This window comes from Mycolicibacterium arcueilense (genome assembly GCF_058536225.1).
The window spans coordinates 84,070-101,557 of the sequence record NZ_JBZTYL010000010.1; the positions used below are offsets into that span (position 1 = coordinate 84,070).

17 protein-coding genes and 1 pseudogene are annotated in these 17,488 nt (G+C 67.8%); 12 read left to right on the forward strand and 6 right to left on the reverse strand.

What is annotated here, in order from left to right:
• Nucleotides 1–15 precede the first annotated feature (15 nt).
• Nucleotides 16–459, forward strand: a complete 444-nt coding sequence (locus AC4LGL_RS15550) for a PPOX class F420-dependent oxidoreductase (protein ID WP_491839700.1) — start codon at nt 16–18, stop codon at nt 457–459.
• Between the two features lie 15 nt (nt 460–474).
• Here the strand turns inward: AC4LGL_RS15550 and lipE are convergent, their stop codons facing one another.
• From lipE to AC4LGL_RS15565, 3 genes are read right to left on the reverse strand one after another with little or no spacing between them, the layout of a single operon-like run.
• Nucleotides 475–1,710 carry a lipase LipE gene (gene lipE, locus AC4LGL_RS15555; protein WP_491839544.1) on the reverse strand — a complete coding sequence of 412 codons (1,236 nt, stop codon included), beginning with the start codon at nt 1,708–1,710 and terminating at the stop codon, nt 475–477.
• The gene (locus AC4LGL_RS15560; RefSeq protein ID WP_491839545.1) at nt 1,707–2,192 is read right to left on the reverse strand and encodes a peroxynitrite isomerase; all 486 of its coding nucleotides are present in this window, start codon (nt 2,190–2,192) and stop codon (nt 1,707–1,709) included. The genes lipE and AC4LGL_RS15560 overlap by 4 nt, the downstream gene beginning before the upstream one ends.
• A 56-nt stretch (nt 2,193–2,248) precedes the next feature.
• The gene (locus AC4LGL_RS15565; protein ID WP_491839701.1) at nt 2,249–2,893 is read right to left on the reverse strand and encodes an SRPBCC family protein; all 645 of its coding nucleotides are present in this window, start codon (nt 2,891–2,893) and stop codon (nt 2,249–2,251) included.
• On the opposite strand from AC4LGL_RS15565, the pseudogene AC4LGL_RS15570 reads away from it, so the two are divergent.
• Together AC4LGL_RS15570 and AC4LGL_RS15575 are read left to right on the forward strand one after the other, a co-directional pair.
• Nucleotides 2,864–3,427, forward strand: a pseudogene (locus tag AC4LGL_RS15570) (Dyp-type peroxidase); the annotation flags it as partial. The gene AC4LGL_RS15565 and the pseudogene AC4LGL_RS15570 sit on opposite strands and share 30 nt — an antisense overlap.
• An 88-nt stretch (nt 3,428–3,515) precedes the next feature.
• A complete protein-coding gene (locus AC4LGL_RS15575; protein WP_055118904.1) occupies nt 3,516–4,184 on the forward strand; it encodes a GNAT family N-acetyltransferase in 669 nt (222 codons plus the stop codon).
• Nucleotides 4,185–4,203: 19 nt separating this feature from the next.
• On the opposite strand, the gene AC4LGL_RS15580 is transcribed toward AC4LGL_RS15575, so the two are convergent.
• Nucleotides 4,204–4,812, reverse strand: a complete 609-nt coding sequence (locus AC4LGL_RS15580) for a TetR/AcrR family transcriptional regulator (protein ID WP_055118902.1) — start codon at nt 4,810–4,812, stop codon at nt 4,204–4,206.
• Between the two features lie 118 nt (nt 4,813–4,930).
• Here AC4LGL_RS15580 and AC4LGL_RS15585 point away from each other — a divergent pair, with 118 nt between their 5' ends.
• The 6 genes from AC4LGL_RS15585 to AC4LGL_RS15610 are packed head-to-tail and all read left to right on the forward strand — an operon-like array spanning nt 4,931 to nt 11,072.
• The gene (locus AC4LGL_RS15585) at nt 4,931–5,923 is read left to right on the forward strand and encodes an NAD-dependent epimerase/dehydratase family protein (RefSeq protein ID WP_491839546.1); all 993 of its coding nucleotides are present in this window, start codon (nt 4,931–4,933) and stop codon (nt 5,921–5,923) included.
• Between the two features lie 5 nt (nt 5,924–5,928).
• Nucleotides 5,929–8,148 carry an acyl-CoA dehydrogenase family protein gene (locus tag AC4LGL_RS15590; protein ID WP_491839702.1) on the forward strand — a complete coding sequence of 740 codons (2,220 nt, stop codon included), beginning with the start codon at nt 5,929–5,931 and terminating at the stop codon, nt 8,146–8,148.
• A 9-nt stretch (nt 8,149–8,157) separates the two neighbouring features.
• Complete coding sequence (locus AC4LGL_RS15595; protein WP_491839547.1) at nt 8,158–9,378, forward strand: thiolase family protein; 1,221 nt, start codon at nt 8,158–8,160, stop codon at nt 9,376–9,378.
• Nucleotides 9,379–9,383: 5 nt separating this feature from the next.
• Nucleotides 9,384–9,806 carry a Zn-ribbon domain-containing OB-fold protein gene (locus AC4LGL_RS15600; protein WP_491839548.1) on the forward strand — a complete coding sequence of 141 codons (423 nt, stop codon included), beginning with the start codon at nt 9,384–9,386 and terminating at the stop codon, nt 9,804–9,806.
• Nucleotides 9,807–9,850: 44 nt separating this feature from the next.
• The gene (locus AC4LGL_RS15605; protein ID WP_491839549.1) at nt 9,851–10,129 is read left to right on the forward strand and encodes a hypothetical protein; all 279 of its coding nucleotides are present in this window, start codon (nt 9,851–9,853) and stop codon (nt 10,127–10,129) included.
• 52 nt (nt 10,130–10,181) lie between these two features.
• On the forward strand, nt 10,182–11,072 hold the full coding sequence (locus tag AC4LGL_RS15610; protein WP_491839703.1) for an SDR family NAD(P)-dependent oxidoreductase: 891 nt from the start codon (nt 10,182–10,184) through the stop codon (nt 11,070–11,072).
• On the opposite strand, the gene AC4LGL_RS15615 is transcribed toward AC4LGL_RS15610, so the two are convergent.
• Together AC4LGL_RS15615 and AC4LGL_RS15620 are read right to left on the reverse strand one after the other, a co-directional pair.
• The gene (locus AC4LGL_RS15615) at nt 11,069–11,728 is read right to left on the reverse strand and encodes an enoyl-CoA hydratase-related protein (RefSeq protein WP_491839550.1); all 660 of its coding nucleotides are present in this window, start codon (nt 11,726–11,728) and stop codon (nt 11,069–11,071) included. The two genes, AC4LGL_RS15610 and AC4LGL_RS15615, sit on opposite strands and share 4 nt — an antisense overlap.
• On the reverse strand, nt 11,712–12,341 hold the full coding sequence (locus AC4LGL_RS15620; protein ID WP_491839551.1) for a TetR/AcrR family transcriptional regulator: 630 nt from the start codon (nt 12,339–12,341) through the stop codon (nt 11,712–11,714). The genes AC4LGL_RS15615 and AC4LGL_RS15620 overlap by 17 nt, the downstream gene beginning before the upstream one ends.
• Before the next feature lie 103 nt (nt 12,342–12,444).
• Between AC4LGL_RS15620 and AC4LGL_RS15625 the strand changes: the two genes are divergently transcribed.
• The 3 genes from AC4LGL_RS15625 to AC4LGL_RS15635 are packed head-to-tail and all read left to right on the forward strand — an operon-like array spanning nt 12,445 to nt 17,485.
• Complete coding sequence (locus AC4LGL_RS15625; protein WP_491839552.1) at nt 12,445–13,155, forward strand: TetR/AcrR family transcriptional regulator; 711 nt, start codon at nt 12,445–12,447, stop codon at nt 13,153–13,155.
• Nucleotides 13,155–15,752, forward strand: a complete 2,598-nt coding sequence (locus tag AC4LGL_RS15630) for an ABC transporter ATP-binding protein/permease (protein WP_491839553.1) — start codon at nt 13,155–13,157, stop codon at nt 15,750–15,752. Before AC4LGL_RS15625 ends, AC4LGL_RS15630 begins: the two co-directional genes overlap by 1 nt.
• Nucleotides 15,749–17,485, forward strand: a complete 1,737-nt coding sequence (locus AC4LGL_RS15635) for an ABC transporter ATP-binding protein (protein ID WP_491839554.1) — start codon at nt 15,749–15,751, stop codon at nt 17,483–17,485. The genes AC4LGL_RS15630 and AC4LGL_RS15635 overlap by 4 nt, the downstream gene beginning before the upstream one ends.
• Nucleotides 17,486–17,488: the final 3 nt, after the last annotated feature.

Genomic DNA, 17,488 nt, shown 5'->3' on the forward strand with positions numbered 1-17,488 from the left:
CGGTTGCGCACAGATGTGACCGCCACCTCATCTAACCCGCCGTTCGATCCGCATGAACTGTTGGCCGAGGCCCGCCTCGGCGTGTTGGCCACCATCAAGGCTTCGGGTATTCCACAGCTGTCGCCGGTGACACCGTTCTACGACCGGGCCGCCGGCGTCATCTACGTGTCGATGACCGAAGGCCGAGCCAAGACGGTCAACCTGCGCCGCGATCCCCGGGCTGCGCTCGAGGTGACCAGCCCGGACGGCTGGGCCTGGGCCACGGCCGAAGGGCCGGTGACGCTCACCGGCCCGGGGACCGATCCGCACGGCCCCGAGGTCGAGGCGCTGGTCGACTACTACCGCAGCGCGGCAGGGGAGCACCCCGACTGGGACGAGTACCGGTCGGTGATGGTCTCCGACCGTCGGGTCCTGATGACGCTGACCGTCGAGCGGGTGTACGGGGAGAAGCTGCGCTGACCCGGCGAACGAGACTCAGCCGACCGGCATCTCGGCCGCGATCCGGTCCAGCACCGCGGGGTAGCGGTTTGCCTCGCGGTGCGCGCCGGGCTTGCCACTGCTGACGATCGCGGCGGACAGGCTGCGTTGCGGATCGGCCCACACCGCGATGTCGACGAGGCCGGTGTGTCCGAACGCCGAGGGAGTGTTGCGGCCGAACGGCCCGAAGCGTTTTCCACCGAGCATGTAGCCCGTACCCCAGCGCATCGGCTTGAGGCCGGTCGCCACATCGGGACGCATCCGCCGGCAGGGCGTGGTGGCGGCCTGCAGGGTCTCCGGCTTCATGATCCGGACCCCGTCGAGTTCGCCTCCGCGACGCAGGATCTCGGCGAACCGAGACAGTTCGTCGGCGTTGGAGACGGTGGTCGACGACGGGATCACGCTGGTGAGGAACAACGGGGTGTTGCTGAGCGGGATGATCCGGTCCAGTGTCCCGCCCACTGCGGCCCGGAATGCCGCGGCGATCGGCGCGGGCAGCGGCTTACCGGTCACGTGGCTCGGCGCGACCAACGGAACCTCGTCTGCGGCAACGCCGTAATTCGTCCACCGGAAACCCAGCGGGTCGAGGATCTCGTCGGCCAGGATGTCGCGGATGTTGCGACCGGTGGCCGCCGAGACGATCTCGCGGATCAGCGGGCCCCAGGTCAGCCCGTGGTAGATGTGCACCAGGCCCGGCCGGTACACCGGCTTGAGCAGGGCCAGTTGCTCCCGGGTGTACTCGCTGTCGTCGACGCGGGTGACGTCGGGACGCGGACCGGTGTGGATCGGGACTCCGGCGCTGTGGGTCACCACATGCCGGATGGTGGTGCGGTCCTTGCCGTGACTCGTGTAGCTGGGCAGGTAGTCGCAGACCCGGTCGTCGAGGGAGAAGTGCCCCTGCTCGACGAGCATGTGCACCACAGTGGTGCTGATCGCCTTGGCCGCCGAGTAGACGCAGAACGGGGTCGCGGTGGTGACGGGAATCTTCTCGGCGTCCGGTGCGTCGTCGGGTCCGTTGCCCCAGCCGTGGCCGATGGCCCGGTTCAGCACGGTTTTTCCGTTGCGCCGCAAGCACACCTGAATGGCCGGGTGCATGCCGGATCCGTACCAGTACCGGACCGATTCCCAGACGCGCTCGACGGCCTTCGGGTCGATGTCCGAATGATCCTCGTCGCCGACGTCGGTGACCGCGTCGAGGTTGGAGGGGAGGGCGATCTTGCCGTCTGGGCTCATGCGGTCTTCCTGGTCAGGGTGGCGGACAGGTGGTGCTGCAGTGGTTGTCCGACCGCGCCCATCTGCAGGTTGTACGTGAGTTCGTCGCCGACCACCTGGATGGAACGCGACAGTGCCGCAACGTTTTTGGCCGAGGCGGTCAGGCCGATAGTGGTCGCCGCGAGTTGAATGTCGATGCGCCCGTCGACGACGCGGACGGTGCCTTCCTGGATCTCGGTGATGCCGGTCGGATGCGCCAGCACCCATTCGACCCGCCCCGGCGCCGGGACCCGCAGGTATCCGGTCTCGGCGTGCAGCGGGCGACCGTCATCGCGGGCCTTGGTGCGCTGGCTGTAGCTCAGGAACGGCTTGCCGACGTGGCCGAAGGTGATCTCTTCGAGGTATTCGAACGACTCGATCGTCGGATACTCACCAGCCCCGGGACCCGCCCAGGTGCCGAGCAGGGGAGCCAGGGCGGTCAGGTTCGGGTGGAGGTCAGGCACAACGACAGGGTACGGCGGTGCTGTGGCCGCACCCCGTCACGTCGCGTCCGCGCAGGTCAGCCGCCGGTGTACGCCGCGGCGGTGCGATCAGCTGCGGCGCGTGCCTGAGCCGGATCCTCGCCGGCCGCCAGGTCTGCCTGATACCAGAGTTCGCTGGCGGAGGTCATGAACGCGCGGCCCTCGTCACCGGCCGCCCAGGCGGCACCCTCCTCCGGGGTGATGCGGTCGCCGCCGCTGAGGTATCCGGCAAGCCCGAGAAGTGCGGAATCCCAACCGACTCCGACCGCCCCGGGGCCGAACTGCAACCAGAACTCGTCGTCGTCGCCCGAGTGCATGATGTGGTCCAGCGTGAAAGTGGCGCGGCCCTCGCCGGCCTCGATGATGGTGACCTCGACCCAACTGGTGGCGCCCATGGCCTCCCACGTGGTCGTGAAGGAGCGGGGCGGTTCGCAGGTCAGCACCTCTCCCGAGGCGTTGCCTTCCAGCTGGAAACGGCCGCCCACCTGCAGGTCGCCGGTGATCGGCAGGAACCAGCGGGGGATCCGCTCGATGTTGGTGCAGGCATCCCACAGATCGGCGGCGTCGGTGGGATAGGTCTGGCTGACGCTCACCACTCGTGCTTCCCGGGCTTCGAACGTCGTGCGGCCCACACTGCGGCGGACCTCGTTGAGCTGGTGTTGGAGGTCGACGGCACCGCGAATCTGGCCGCCGCCGACTTCGACGATCTGGTCTGGATGTCGGGACCGGCCCACCCGGGACTTGTCGGTGGCACGTTAATGGTCATCCGGCGCATCGCGATGCACATGGACACCTGGGACGAGCTGGACCGCCAGAGCAAGGAGTTCACCGTCGGCCGCACCCTGGATTCGGGTGCTCCCCTGACCGGCAGCCGTGAGCATGACGAACCGGATTTCGCGTTGACACATAACGGGATTCCGGTCATCCCGCAGAACTCCCACGTCGCGCTGGCCCATCATCGGGGCACCCGCGAGCGGTTCCTGCGTAGGCCCTACAACTACGACGACCCGGCAGAACCCGGCCAGACGTCGAACAGCGGGTTGATCTTCGCGACTTTCCAACGCGACATCGACGAGCAGTTCCTCCCGGTACAACGGCGTCTCGCGAAGTTCGATGCGCTGAACCAGTGGACCACCGCGATCGGGTCGGCGGTGTTCGTGGTGCCCGGCGGAGTGCGGACACCCGACGACTACCTGGGACAGGAGTTGGTCGGCTGAGTTCAGGCCGCCTGGTGCGAGAAATGGACCGACTCTGAGCTGACGATTGCACTGCACAGAGCACGGACCGCTGATCTACGCTCGCGGTATGACCGATCACGACAAAGCCGCGGCGCGGCGCGAAATTGCCGACGCTCTGCTCAACGCCCTGAACCGGCGCCACGAGGTGCTCGACGTGATCGTGGACGCCGACGATCGCGCGGCCGCCGTCGAAGCGGTCGCCCAGCTTCTCGGCACCTCGCACCTCGCGTCGGAGGCCGTGGTGGGGCTGTCGTTCGCGCAGATCACCAAGGATTCGCGACGGGGGATTGCTGCCGAACTCGACGACTTGAACAGCCAGCTCAGCTTCACGGTGTCCGAGCGTCCGGCAGCCTCGGGTGAATCGCTGGAGTTGCGGGCGTTCTCCGCCGATACCGACCGCGACATCTTCGTCGCCCGGACCACTGACGTGGGTGCTTCCGGCGACGGATCGGGTGCCCCGGCGGCCGATGTCGACGACGAGATCCGCGCGGCGCTGCGCCGGGTGGACGCCGAAGAGGCCGCCTGGTTCGTGGCGTTGGAGGGCGACGAGAAGGTCGGCATGGTGTTCGGTGAGCTGACCCACGGCGAGGTCAACGTCCGGATCTGGATCCACCCGGGCTTCCGCAAGCGCGGCTACGGTACCGCCGCCCTGCGCAAGTGCCGCTCGGAGATGGCGACGTACTTTCCTGCCGTGCCGATGGTGGTGCGGGCACCCGGGGCCGAACCTCGGGCCTGAGGGGCCTGACCGTCTGACCTCAGACGGAAGGCGGGCGGAGCAGGCTCGCGACGATGGTGCGCGCCATGGTCTCGGCGCGCTGCCGCGAGTAGCTCTGTCCTTCGGAAAGCACCGGATAGACCACACCGCCGAGCAGCGCATCGGCAGCCGCTGACGCCAGGTCGGGATCGATCTGCTCGGCGAGCAGCCGGGTGCGCACCGAGTCGAGCAGGGGATGGCTGAAACCTGCCCGCAGCCGTGCCGCGGTGTCCTCGTGTTCCAGTGAGGCGGCGGTCAGGATGCGCAGCATGGCGTTGCCGCGTTTCGTGGTCAGGGCCGACGCCAGCGTACGGGCCCAGGAGACCAGGTCCGCGGTGACGTCATCGGTGCGCGGCATGGTGGCCAGGATCTTGTCGGCGTCTTCCAAGAGCACGTCGGCGACCAGTGCGGGCCGGCTCGGCCACCAGCGGTAAATGGTCTGCTTGCCGACCCCGGCTCGGGCAGCGACAGCCTCGATGCTCAGCCCGTCAAAACCCCGCTCCAGCAGAAGTGCGCGGGTGGCCTCGATGATGGCGACCCGCGACTTCTCGCTGCGGCGTCGCGGGGGCTCAGAGTTTGTCGGCACCGCCTCGTCGGCAGTGGGGGTCATCGGCACGTCCTCGTCGGTCCTTTGCAGGGATCTTTACACGGAAAGCTACCCACCGTAGTCTCCCACAAGACGAGACGTAGCGTCTCGTTAATTCGGAGAACGACGAACGCAAGGGCGCATGGCAACAAAGAAACTGGTCATCGGGGCCAGCGGTTTCCTCGGATCGCATGTCGCCAGGCGACTCGTCGAGCGCGGCGAGGATGTTCGGGTACTCATCCGCAACACCAGCTCCACCCGCGGGATCGACGACCTCGACGTGGAGCGGGTCTACGGGGACATCTTCGACCCAGAGTCGGTGCGTGCCGCGATGGATGACTGCGACGTCGTGTACTACTGCGTCGTCGACGCCAGGGCCTGGCTCAGCGACCCGGCCCCGCTGTGGCGAACCAACATCGAAGGGCTGCAAGAGGTTCTGGACGTCGCGGTCGAGGCGGGGCTGAGCAAGTTCGTCTTCACCAGCTCGATCGCCACCATCGGCATCGCCGAATCCGGGCTTGCCACCGAGGATCTGCCGAACAACTGGCTCGACGTCGGCGGCGACTACGTGCACACCAGGGTGCTCGCCGAACAGATGGTGCTGCGCTACGCCCGCGAGCACGGTCTGCCCGCCGTCGCGATGTGTGTGTCCAATACCTATGGACCCGGCGACTGGTTGCCGACACCGCACGGGGGTCTGGTCGCCGCCGCGGTACGGGGCAAGATGCCGTTCTACGTCAAGGGCGCGGCAGCCGAGACCGTCGGCATCGCGGACGCCGCCGAGGCACTGGTCCTGGCCGGTGAGCGCGGCCGGGTCGGCGAACGCTACATCGTGTCCGAACGTTTCATGAGCGCTCAGGAGATCTACCAGACCGCCTGCGCGGCGGTCGATGTCGAGCCGCCCCGGCGTGGGATTCCGGTCCGTGTGCTGGCCGCTGCAGGCGCGGTGGTCGATCCGCTGGCCCGGCTGCGCAAGAAGGAGAACCAGCTCAGCCCGCTGACCGTGCGGCTCATGCACGTGATGTCGCCGATGGATCACGGCAAGGCGGTCCGCGAACTCGGATGGCAGCCGAGGCCGACGACGGAGTCCATCGTCGAAGGCGCCCGCTTCTTCGCCGCCAGGAGGCGCGCATGACCCACGTGTCCATCGCTCTGACCCCGGAGCAACAGCAGCTCAGTCAGGCCGTCGAGCAGTTCGCGGCCCGGCACGCGCCGATCGATGCGACCAGGGCCGGGTTGGAAGATCTGGCCGCAGGCCGACCACCATCCTGGTGGGACACATTGGTGGACAACGGCTTCCATGCTGTTCATCTACCGGAATCGGTCGGCGGGCAGGGCGGTGGACTGACGGACATGGCCTGCGTACTGGAGGCTGCGGGCTCAGCGCTGCTACCGGGGCCGCTGCTCACCACCGCGATCGCCGGGGCCGCGGCGGCCGGCCTGCAAGGCGCGGCCGCATCGACGCTCCTCAAGGAGATCGCCGCGGGCGCGCGCGCAGTCGTGCTGTCCGGTGAGCACTCCGCCTTCACGGCTCGACGCGACGGTGACGGGTGGCGCCTGACCGGGTCGTCCGGGCCGGCCCTGGGGATCTGCTCGGCACAGCGTGTCGTGGTGCCCTTCACCGACGAGACGGGCGCCCTGGCCTGGGCAGTGCTGAATCCGGCTGAGGCGCAGGTCGAATCGCGTCGGGGCACCGACCTGACCACCGATCTGGGCATCCTGCACCTGCACGATCTGGCAGTGCCGGCCGGCGCGGTCCTGCCCGGACTGGACGCCGGCCGGGTCAGCGATCTGATCGTCGCATTCACCGCGGCGACAGCAGCCGGCATCACCCAGTGGTGCGTGGACACCGTGACCGAGCACCTACGCACGCGAGAACAGTTCGGCAAGCCGATCGGGACGTTTCAGGCGTTGCAGCACAAGGCGGCGATGCTGCTGGTGAACAGCGCACTGGCGACGGCAGCGGCCTGGGATGCGGTGCGCGCCCTCAACGGATCCGCGGACACCGACCAGCACCGGCTGACCGCCTGCTCGGCCGCGGTGAGAGCGGTCATGCCGGTTCCCGGCCTCGTGCTTGAGACGCTCACCATGCTCGGGGCCATCGGGTACACCTGGGAACACGACCTGCACCTGTACTGGCGCCGGGCCACCAGCCTGGCCGCCTCGGTCGGTCCGGTGTCGCGCTGGACCCGCGAGCTCGGCGAGTTGTCGGCCACCGTCGTCCGCGACGTCACGGTGCACCTCGGCGACTCCGATGCCGACTTCCGGGCCCGGGTCGCCGACGTGCTGGACCGTGCACTCACGCTGTCCGACAGCGGTTTCGGAGACCAGGACGATCGCGGTGAGTCCCCCGTGGGAGACCGGCGCAACCTGCTTGCCGACTCTGGACTGATCACTCCGCACTGGCCCGCGCCGTGGGGATGCGACGCGACCGTACGCCAGCAACTCATCGTGGACGAGGAGTTCGGTAGGCGAGCCGGCCTCGTGCGGCCTTCGGTGGGTATCGCCGAATGGATCCTGCCGAGCGTCATCGCGGCCGGAACCCCGGATCTGCAGGACCGTTTCGTGCCCGCGACCCTGCGCGGGGACCTGTCCTGGTGTCAGCTGTTCAGTGAGCCGGGCGCGGGTTCCGACCTGGCCTCCCTGAGTACCCGGGCCGTGCGGGTCGAGGGCGGTTGGCGCATCAACGGGCACAAGATCTGGACGTCGCTCGCACATCGAGCCGACTACGGAGCGCTGCTGGCCCGCACCGATCCGGACGCCCCCAAGCACCGCGGCATCGGTTACTTCATCCTCGACATGCGGTCACCCGGAGTCGAATTCAAGCAGATCACCCAGTCCAGCGGGCGATCCGAATTCAATGAGGTGTTCCTGACCGACGTGCTCGTGCCCGACGAGATGCTGCTCGGGGACCCGACTTCGGGCTGGCAGTTGGCCATCAGCACCATGGCCCACGAACGGGTGGCGATCAGCGGCTACGTCAACATCGACCGGATGGGCGCCCTGCGTGAACTCGTCGCGGTCAGCCCCGATCCCGACCCGGTGCTGCACGCCATCGGCGAGATCGACGCCTACACCAACGCGCTCAAGGCACTGGGGGTCCGCGAGACGCTGCGCCTGCTCGACGGGCAGTCGCCCGGTCCGGCGTCGAGCATCGCCAAGGTGGCCACCAACGTGATGCTGCGCCGTGCGGCCGAACTCACCCTCGGCCTCACCGGACCGCTTGCCCTGGAACAGGACAGCCAACCGGCTGTGGTGGCGCCTTACCTGGACCTTCCCGCCGAGTTGATCGGCGGCGGCACCACCGAGATCCAGCTCAACATCATCGCCCAGCTGATCCTGGGACTACCCCGCAAGTGAGGAGTGAGTATGAGACCGCGTAGGGGATTACAGGGCGACGCCGCGATCGTCGGCTACGTCGAGTTGCCGCCGGAACGCATGTCGAAAGCCTCGCCGGCTCCGTTCACCTTGGAGCAGTGGGCCCTGCTGGCAGCAGCGGCCCTGGAGGATGCGGGTCTGTCCGCCGAGGAGGTCGACGGCATCGTCACCTCTCATCTGGGCGAGTCGGAGATCTTCGTACCGTCTACCGTGGCCGAATACCTCGGTGTACGAGCGAACTTCGCAGAGTTGCTGGACCTCGGTGGGGCGAGCGCAGCAGGCATGGTGTGGCGGGCGGCCGCCGCAATCGAACTCGGCCTGTGCGACGTGGTGCTGTGTGCTCTGCCTGCGCGTTACATCACCCCGTCCTCCGAGTTGAAACCGAAGACGCTGACCGATGCGGTGTTCTTCGGTTCGTCCAGCAACCAGTTCGGCTCGCCGCAGGCCGAATTCGAGATTCCCTACGGCAACCTCGGTCAGAACGGGCCGTACGGGCAGGTGGCCCAACGTTATTCCCACGAGTACGGCTACGACGAGCGGGCGATGGCAAAGATCGTGGTGGATCAGCGGGTCAATGCCAACCACACCGACGGCGCCATCTGGAAAGACACCCCGCTGAGCATCGAAGACGTGCTGGCCAGCCCGGTGATCGCCGATCCACTACACATGCTCGAGATCGTGATGCCGTGCGTCGGTGGGGCCGCGGTCGTCGTGGCCAGCGCCGAGGTGGCTGCCCGTTCCCGCAACCGGCCGGTGTGGATCAAGGGTTTTGGTGAACACGTGCCCTTCAAGACCCCTACCTACGCCGAGAATCTGTTGGACACGCCGATGCGCAAGGCGGCCGATACCGCGTTCGGGATGACCGAGCTGACGCGCGACCAGATGGACATGGTGTCGATCTACGACTGCTACACGATCACGGTGCTGCTCAGCCTGGAGGACGCCGGATTCTGCGAGAAGGGCAAGGGCATGTCCTTCGTGTCCGATCATGACCTGACCTTCCGCGGAGATTTCCCGCTGAACACCGCAGGCGGCCAACTCGGTTTCGGGCAAGCAGGATTGGCTGGCGGCATGCACCACGTGTGTGACGCCACCCGCCAGATCATGGGCCGTGCCGGCGCGGCCCAGATCAGCGACTGCAATCGCGCGTTCGTGTCCGGCAACGGCGGCATCCTGTCCGAGCAAACCACTCTGATCCTGGAAGGCGACTGAAACCGATGACCGGATTCGCCCGGCCGATGCCGGTGAAAACCCCTACCAGCGCGCCGTTCTGGGATGCGCTCGCGCAGCACCGCATCGCCATCCAGTACTCGCCGTCGACGCAGGCCTACGTGTTCTACCCGCGCGTGCTGGCGCCCCGCACCCTCGCCGATGACCTTGAATGGCGCGAGATCTCGGGGATGGGCACGCTGTATTCCTTCACGGTGGCCCGCCGCCCCGTGGGCCCGCATTTCGCGGACGCAGTTCCGCAAATGCTTGCGATAGTAGAATGGGACGAGGGTCCGCGGTTCTCCACCGAACTGGTTGACGTCGCACCCGAGGATCTCTGCGTCGGAATGCGTGTCAAGCCCGTTTTCTGCGAGTACCCGGATGCCTTTGCTGGGACCGGTGTGACAATGCTGCGCTACACGCGGGCTTGATCACATCGCTTGGCAGGAGGCTCACAGGAGAGGAGTATGGAGCCATGCTAACCATACGAAAACTCATGGGGTCAGTGTTCGTAGCGGGAGCTGCGGTGGCGATTGCAGCAGGACCGACCGCCGTACTTATGACTGACGCGCCCGCGACGACGATCAGTGCTCAACCCAGCGGCGGCGGTGACGCCGGCGGTGGCGGTGGCTGCGACAGCGGCCCCGGCTGGAACGGTTGCGGTGGCTGGAACCCGGCCCAGGGTGGCTGGGGCCACGGCTGCTTGAACGGCATCTGCGGTGGCTGGGACGGCCAGCGCGGTTGGGGCAACTGACACCCCGAGGTGACCATCCCGGCATGAGACTGCCGGGATGGATCACCCTGCCATGACCACACATTGGACGCCGGGTCGTCTCGGCGACCTCACCGGTACGCGCATCATCGTGACCGGCGCGACCAACGGGGTCGGCCTCGGCACGGCCAGGGCACTGACGCGCGCAGGCGCGCACGTGATCCTCGCCGTTCGTAACACAGCGCTGGGCGCGCAGCGTGCGGCGGAGATCGGCGGATCCACCGAGGTGATCGAGCTCGACCTCGCCGATCTGTCTTCGGTACGCGCCTTTCCCGGACGCCTCGACGGCGATGTCGACATCCTGATCAACAACGCCGGCGCGCTCTCCCAGCATCGGACCGACACGGTCGACGGTTTCGAGATGACCATCGGCACCAACCTGCTCGGTCCGTTCGCGCTGACGAATCTGCTGTTCGACCGGGTCCGCAAGCAGATCGTCAACGTCGGCTCCGAAGCACACAAGTCCGCGACGTTGCACCTCGACGACATGCACCTGCGCCACCACAAGTGGACGGTGATGGGTGCCTACGGCCGGTCGAAGCTGGCCGTCATGTTGTGGGGCCTTGAACTCGACCGCCGCCTGCGGACCGCGAAGTCGCCCTTGGTCACCCAACTCACGCATCCGGGTTGGGTCGCCTCCAACCTACCGAACGTCTCGGACAAACCGTTGATGAGCGCGGTACAGCGCGGTGTCAAGGCAGTGGCCGATGTGTTCGCCAACGACATCGACGCGGGGGCGGCGCCCACGCTGTACTGCCTGAGCGAACCGATCCCGCCCGGAAGCTATGTCGGGGTGGAAGGCCGGTTCGGGCTCCGTGGCGGACCCGTACTGATCGGACGTTCCGCGGTGGCGTGCGACTACGAAATCGCTGCGGGCGTTGTCGAATTCGCCGAGCGGGAGACCGGCACGGTCATTCCGGTCTAGCCGGCCCGGGTCAGGGCCTGGACCGCCGGACCGAACATGCCCTGCTTGATCGCGCCCAGGGTGCCGGAGTCCTTGCCGCCCAACGGCCGCAGTAGTTCGGTCGCCGTGATGGTCACCGAACCCTCGGTGGCCGTGGCGTCGACCAGGCCGTACGCCTTGGCATCGATGCCGCCGAACCGGCGGCCCGTGGTCATCGACGCGACCGCGGCCTGCGGGGTCAGCTTGGCCTGGATCAGCGCCGCCATGCCCGGGGTGAACGGGATCCGGATGTCGACCTCGGGGAAGCAGAAGAAACCGCGGTCGTCGCGCATCACTCGGAAGTCGTGGGCGATGGCGAGCATCGCGCCCGCCCCGAAGGCGTGTCCGACCACGGCCGCGGCCGTCGGGATGGGCAGTGTCAGCATGCGGGCCAACAGGCCCTGTACCCGGCCGACGTACCAATCTCCCTGATCACTGTGGGCGCCAAGCCAATCCAGATCGAGACCGTTGGAGTAGAACTTGCTGTCCGCGGTCGTCACCAGGCCGTGTGCGCCCCTGGCGAGGACCGCGTCGAGTTGTGCATCGACTTCGTCGAGGAATTCCGGGGAGAACCGGTTCTCGTCGTCGCCGAGATCGAGGATGGCGATGTCGCCGTCGTAATCAAGATTTGTGGCCATGGGATTCCTTCCTTCGGGGGTTGGGGGCGGGTCCTACCGCCAGCACGGCCGCCACGGCGGCACTGAGATGATGGCGGGAAGTCGGGTCGTCGATGCGGTTGCGGTGCAGCAGGATCGCGGTCGGTAGGTCGACGATGCAGGTCGTCACGGTGTCCACCGCGGCCCGGTCGCGCCGGTCCCACGTGGCCATCGAGAGTTCGATCATCAAGTCCACCAACTGTTTTTCCAGCTCGCGTATCTGCTCGGTCAGCTCGGCGGGGAGGTCATGGCCGAGCACCTGGTCGCGACTGACCTGCAGCAGCAGTCGTGCGGAAGCCCGGTGGCGTTCGGCGAAGATCACCGGCGCGTAGGCGGCCGCGGCGATCGCGTCGGCGCCGCGGTGCGCCGCGGTGACCAGCTCACGCTGCAGGACCAGGAATCGGCGCCCGGCCCGGAGCCAGACCTGGCCGAGAAGGCCGGCCCGTGAGCCGAACGAGTGATACAGCGCGCCGTTGGAAACGCCGACGGCATCGCTGATCGCGCGGATGGTCACCGAGGCCGGTCCCGAGTGCACGGCCAGGGCTTCGGCGGCGTCGAGCACCGAATCCGGGTCGTAGACGCGAGGGCGAGGCACGCGGCCACCATAACAGAGCAATCGCTCTGTTATGCAAGAGGCGGGTTGACGCGCACTAAGGTGACCCTTAGTTTGTGGGGGTAACTTTCCTGTGGAGGTAGTCGTGGCCGGAACCGGTGCTCCCGCGCGCGTGGGTGGGCGCCCGCCGCTGATCGCGGTGTCCGACATCGTCTCCGCCGGTCGCGAGCTCGGCATGCGCAACCTGAGCATCAATGCCGTCGCCGCTCGGCTCGGGGTCTCCGCGACCGCGTTGTACCGCCACATCAGCGGCCGCTGGGAACTTGAGCGCCTGGTCGGGGAGAGCCTGCTCGCCGAGTTGGAGTTCGTCGACGATCCGGCCCGGTCCGTCGAAGACCATCTGCTGGCATTCGGGGTCAGCCTGCACCGGTTCACCCTGGACAATCCGGGCCTGGCCACCTACATGCAGGTGCTGTTCCCGCGTGGGGAGGCCGGGGCCCAGCTGCTGACCGACGAGATCGCCGCACTGGGCAGGCGCGGCTACACGGCCGAGGGGGCAGCGCTGCTCAGCAGTTCGGTGGCCGTGCTCGCGATCGGGCTGGCCGCCCAGCACGAACTCAAGGCCGAGGCCAGCGGTGGCGACGAATTCGTCGTGGAACGCGATGCCGCCGCCCAACGACTGGCCGGTGACGCGGCGCTCGGACCGGTGCACACGGCGGGTATGCAACTCAGTGGCCCGCAGTATCTGGAACTTCTGATGAACGCGCTGATCCGGGGACTGCTGACGTCCGTGGTCCCCGGCAGGCCGATGACCGACATCGTGGCGGATCTGACCGCCCAGGGAGAGGACCGCTGATGGCACGCGGATTTCAGGGAGTGATGATGCGCGGCTTCGGTGCGCGTGATCACCAGGCGACGGTGGTCGAGACCACCTATCTGACACCGAACATGCTGCGCCTGCGCCTGGTGTCGCCGACGGTGTTCGAGGACGCCATCGCCGAGCCGACGTCGTACCTGCGTTTCTGGGTTCCGGACCCCGACGGCTCGAAGACCGAGTTCCAACGGGGCTACACCATGTCCGAAATGGATCCGGACACCGGGCATTTCGCGGTGGACGTGGTGCTGCACGAGCCGTCGGGACCGGCGTCGAAGTGGGCGCGCGCTGCGAAGCCGGGCGACACGATCCCGGTGATGGCCCTGGGCTCCACGGGATTCACCGTGCCCGAGGATCTGCCCGCCGGCTACCTGTTGATCGGTGACGCGGCGGCCATACCCGCCATCAACGGGATCATCGGTGCCCTGCCGCGCGACGTCCCGATCGAGGCCTATCTCGAGCAGCACGACGAGAACGATCTGCTGATCCCGATCGCCGAGCACCCACGGCTGCGGGTGCACTGGGTCAAGCGCCACGACACGACCTCGCTGGCCGCCGCGATCGAGGCCAGGGACTGGTCGGACTGGTACTGCTGGGTGACACCGGAGGCCGGTTCGCTCAAGCACCTGCGTGCGCGGTTGAAGGATGAGTTCGGCTTCCCCAAGTCCGAACTGCACGCCCAGGCCTACTGGACCGAGGGCCGGGCCATGGGCACCGACCGCACGGAAGCCGAGCCCGGCCCTGAGGCCGAGTCCGAAACCGCTGACTCCGAAACGGTTGTGGCCGAGCCTGTAGCCGCCGCAGCCACGGCTGCGCCCGCACGTGGTACCTGGCGCGCGCAGGGTGCGGGACGGCTGCTGGCCCCACTGAAAACCCCGCTGATCGTGTCGGGCGTGCTGCAGGCGATCATCACCCTGATCCAGCTGGCGCCCTTCGTCCTGCTGGTCGAGTTGGCCCGGCTACTGCTGTCCGGAGCCGACGAATCCCGGTTGTGGACACTGGGTTTGACCGCGGTCTGGCTGTTGGGTCTGGGCGCACTGCTGGGTGCCGGCCTGACCTTGTGGCTGCACCGGCTCGACGCGAAGTTCGCCCGTGAGTTGCGGACCCGGCTGTTGACGAAGATGGCCCGATTGCCGCTCGGCTGGTTCACCGCCCGCGGTTCGGGCTCGATCAAACAGCTGGTGCAGGACGACACCCTGTCACTGCACTACCTGGTCACCCACGCCATCCCGGATGCCGTTGCGGCGGTGGTTGCCCCGGTGGCCGTGCTGGTCTACCTGTTCACCGTCGACTGGCGCCTGGCGCTGGTGCTGTTCATCCCGGTGCTCACCTACCTGGTGCTGATGTCGGTGATGACCATCCAGTCCGGCGCCAAGATCGGCCAGGCGCAACGCTGGGCCGACCGGATGAGTGGAGAGGCCGGCGCCTACCTCGAAGGCCAGCCTGTCGTCCGGGTGTTCGGCGGCGCGGCGTCGTCGAGTTTCCGCCGCCGCCTCGACGAGTACATCGGATTCCTCGTCGGCTGGCAGCGCCCGTTCACCGGCAAGAAGTCGCTGATGGACCTCGTCACCCGGCCCGGCACGTTCCTGTGGCTGATCGCCGCCGTCGGCACCCCGATGATCATCGGCGGCTCGATGGACCCCGTCGATCTGCTGCCCTTCCTGTTGCTCGGCACCACATTCGGTGTCCGGCTGCTCGGGGTGGGCTACGGACTGGGTGGGATCCGCGGTGGCATGCTGGCCGCCCGCCGCATTCAGAACGCACTCGACGAGGCGGACCTGGCGCTGCTCGAGCACCCGGGTGAGCCGGGTTCCGCGGCCGCCGTGGTGTTCGACGGCGTGACCTTCGGGTACCGGCCGAGCGTTCCGGTGATCCAGGACGTCTCGCTGACCTTGCGTCCGGGTACTGTCACCGCGCTCGTCGGTCCCTCGGGCTCGGGCAAGTCCACCCTGGCCGCGCTGCTGGCCCGGTTCCATGACGTGGGTACGGGATCGATCCGCCTGGACGGCAAGGACATCCGGTCCTTACCGGCTGACGAGCTGTACCGCCAGGTCGGGTTCGTGCTGCAGGAGACCCAACTGGTGGCGGGTACCGTCGCCGAGAACATCGCGCTGGCCGACCCGGACGCCGACCAGACCCGGATCGAGCAGGCCGCGCGCGACGCCCAGATCCACGAGCGGATCCTGCGCCTGCCCGACGGATATCAGACGGTGCTCGGGGCATCGTCGGCACTGTCCGGCGGTGAGCGGCAACGACTCACCATCGCCAGGGCCATCCTGGCCGACACCCCGGTACTGATCCTGGACGAGGCCACGGCCTTTGCCGACCCGGAATCGGAATACCTTGTGCAGCAGGCGCTCAACCGATTGACCAAGGACCGGACCGTGCTGGTGATCGCGCACCGGTTGCACACCATCACCCACGCCGACCAGATCGTGGTGCTCGACGGCGGCCGGGTCGCCGAAACCGGCACCCATGAAGAACTGCTCGCCGCCGAGGGGCGTTACCACCAGCTCTGGCAGACCGGTCAGTCACTGCATCCCGGCGACGCCGTCACCGCAGGAGAGGCCGCACGATGATCCGCACCTTGATCGCTCTCATCCCGGCGGATCGCCGCGGCCGGGTCGGCGTCTACGCCACGCTGACCCTCGTTTCGGTGGTGATCCGCGCGGCCGGCACCGTGCTGCTGATTCCCCTTGTGGCAGCGTTGTTCAGCGATGCGCCGCGTGACGCGCTGCCGTGGCTGGGCTGGCTCACCGCCGCCACGGTCATCGGCTGGATCGTCGACACCGCAACCTCACGGCTGGGATTCGATCTGGGCTTCGCCCTGCTCGACAACACTCAACACGATGTGGCCGATCGGCTGCCCGGCATCCGGATGGACTGGCTCGGGAGCGAGAACGGGGCGAACACCGCCAACGCCCGCCAGGCCATCGCGGCGACCGGACCCGAACTCGTCGGCATGGTAGTCAACCTCCTGACGCCGTTGATCGGGGCGATTCTGCTCCCCGCAGCCATCGGCATTGCGCTGCTGTTCATTTCGGTCCCACTCGGGTTGGCCGCGCTGGCCGGTGTCGTGATCCTGCTCGGTGCGTTCTGGGCCTCGGGCCGGCTGAGCCGCAAGGCCGACACGGTGGCCGACGAGACCAACCGGGCATTCACCGAACGGATCATCGAGTTCGCCCGCACCCAGCAGGCGCTGCGCGCCGCCCGGCGGGTGGAACCGGCCCGCAGCATGGTCGGCGACGCCCTGGCCGCCCAGCACGGCGCCAGCATGCGGCTGCTGCTCATGCAGGTGCCGGGACAATTGCTGTTCAGCCTGGCCAGCCAACTGGCACTGCTGATCCTGGCCGGCATGGCCACGATGCTGACGGTGCGCGGCGCTCTCGGCGTGCCCGAGGCGATCGCGATGATCGTCGTCGCCGCGCGCTACCTCGAGCCGTTCACCTCACTGTCGGAGCTGGCCCCGGCGATCGAAACCACCCGGGCCTCGCTCGGCCGGATCCGAGCCGTGCTCGATGCCCCCGTCATGGCCACCGGCAGCGCGACGCTGGATACGAACACCGCACCCCGCATCGAATTCGAAGGCGTGAGTTTCGGTTACGGAACCACCCCGGTACTGGAGGACGTCAGCTTCGTCCTGGAGTCCGGCGGAACCACCGCGATCGTCGGTCCGTCCGGATCGGGCAAGAGCACGATCCTGTCGCTCATAGCCGGCCTGCATCATCCGAGCTCCGGCCGGGTTTTGATCGACGGAGTCGACACCGCTCAGATGGATGCCGAAACCCGTAGGGCGGCAACCAGTGTGGTGTTCCAGCATCCCTACCTGTTCGACGGATCGATCCGGGACAACATCCTGGTCGGCGACCCGGACGCCGACGCCGGGCAGCTCGCCACCGCGGCGCGGCTGGCCCGTGTGGACGAGTTGACGGCGCGGCTGCCCGACGGCGACGGCGCCAAGGTCGGTGAAGCCGGGACGGCGCTGTCGGGCGGTGAGCGTCAGCGGGTCAGCATCGCGCGCGCCCTGGTCAAGCCGGCGCCGGTACTGCTGGTCGACGAGGCGACCAGCGCGCTGGACACCGAGAACGAGGCCGCCGTGGTCGACGCCCTGACCGCGGACGAGAAGTCGCGCACCCGTGTCATCGTCGCGCACCGGCTGGCCAGCATCCGGCACGCGGACCGGGTGCTGTTCCTCGACGGCGGAAAGGTGGTCGAGGACGGCAGTATCGACGAACTGTTGGCCGCGCGAGGACGTTTTGACGAGTTCTGGAACCAGCAGCGTGAGGCCGCCGACTGGCAGATCACCCACTGACTG

Coding starts and splice junctions, on each gene's coding strand:
- lipE (WP_491839544.1), bottom strand. CDS start 1,710: ATGAGCCCAGACGGCAAGATCGCCCTCCCCTCCAACCTCGACGCGGTC.
- AC4LGL_RS15575 (WP_055118904.1), top strand. CDS start 3,516: ATGACCGATCACGACAAAGCCGCGGCGCGGCGCGAAATTGCCGACGCT.
- AC4LGL_RS15580 (WP_055118902.1), bottom strand. CDS start 4,812: ATGACCCCCACTGCCGACGAGGCGGTGCCGACAAACTCTGAGCCCCCG.
- AC4LGL_RS15585 (WP_491839546.1), top strand. CDS start 4,931: ATGGCAACAAAGAAACTGGTCATCGGGGCCAGCGGTTTCCTCGGATCG.
- AC4LGL_RS15595 (WP_491839547.1), top strand. CDS start 8,158: ATGAGACCGCGTAGGGGATTACAGGGCGACGCCGCGATCGTCGGCTAC.
- AC4LGL_RS15600 (WP_491839548.1), top strand. CDS start 9,384: ATGACCGGATTCGCCCGGCCGATGCCGGTGAAAACCCCTACCAGCGCG.
- AC4LGL_RS15605 (WP_491839549.1), top strand. CDS start 9,851: ATGCTAACCATACGAAAACTCATGGGGTCAGTGTTCGTAGCGGGAGCT.
- AC4LGL_RS15610 (WP_491839703.1), top strand. CDS start 10,182: ATGACCACACATTGGACGCCGGGTCGTCTCGGCGACCTCACCGGTACG.
- AC4LGL_RS15615 (WP_491839550.1), bottom strand. CDS start 11,728: ATGGCCACAAATCTTGATTACGACGGCGACATCGCCATCCTCGATCTC.
- AC4LGL_RS15630 (WP_491839553.1), top strand. CDS start 13,155: ATGGCACGCGGATTTCAGGGAGTGATGATGCGCGGCTTCGGTGCGCGT.
- AC4LGL_RS15635 (WP_491839554.1), top strand. CDS start 15,749: ATGATCCGCACCTTGATCGCTCTCATCCCGGCGGATCGCCGCGGCCGG.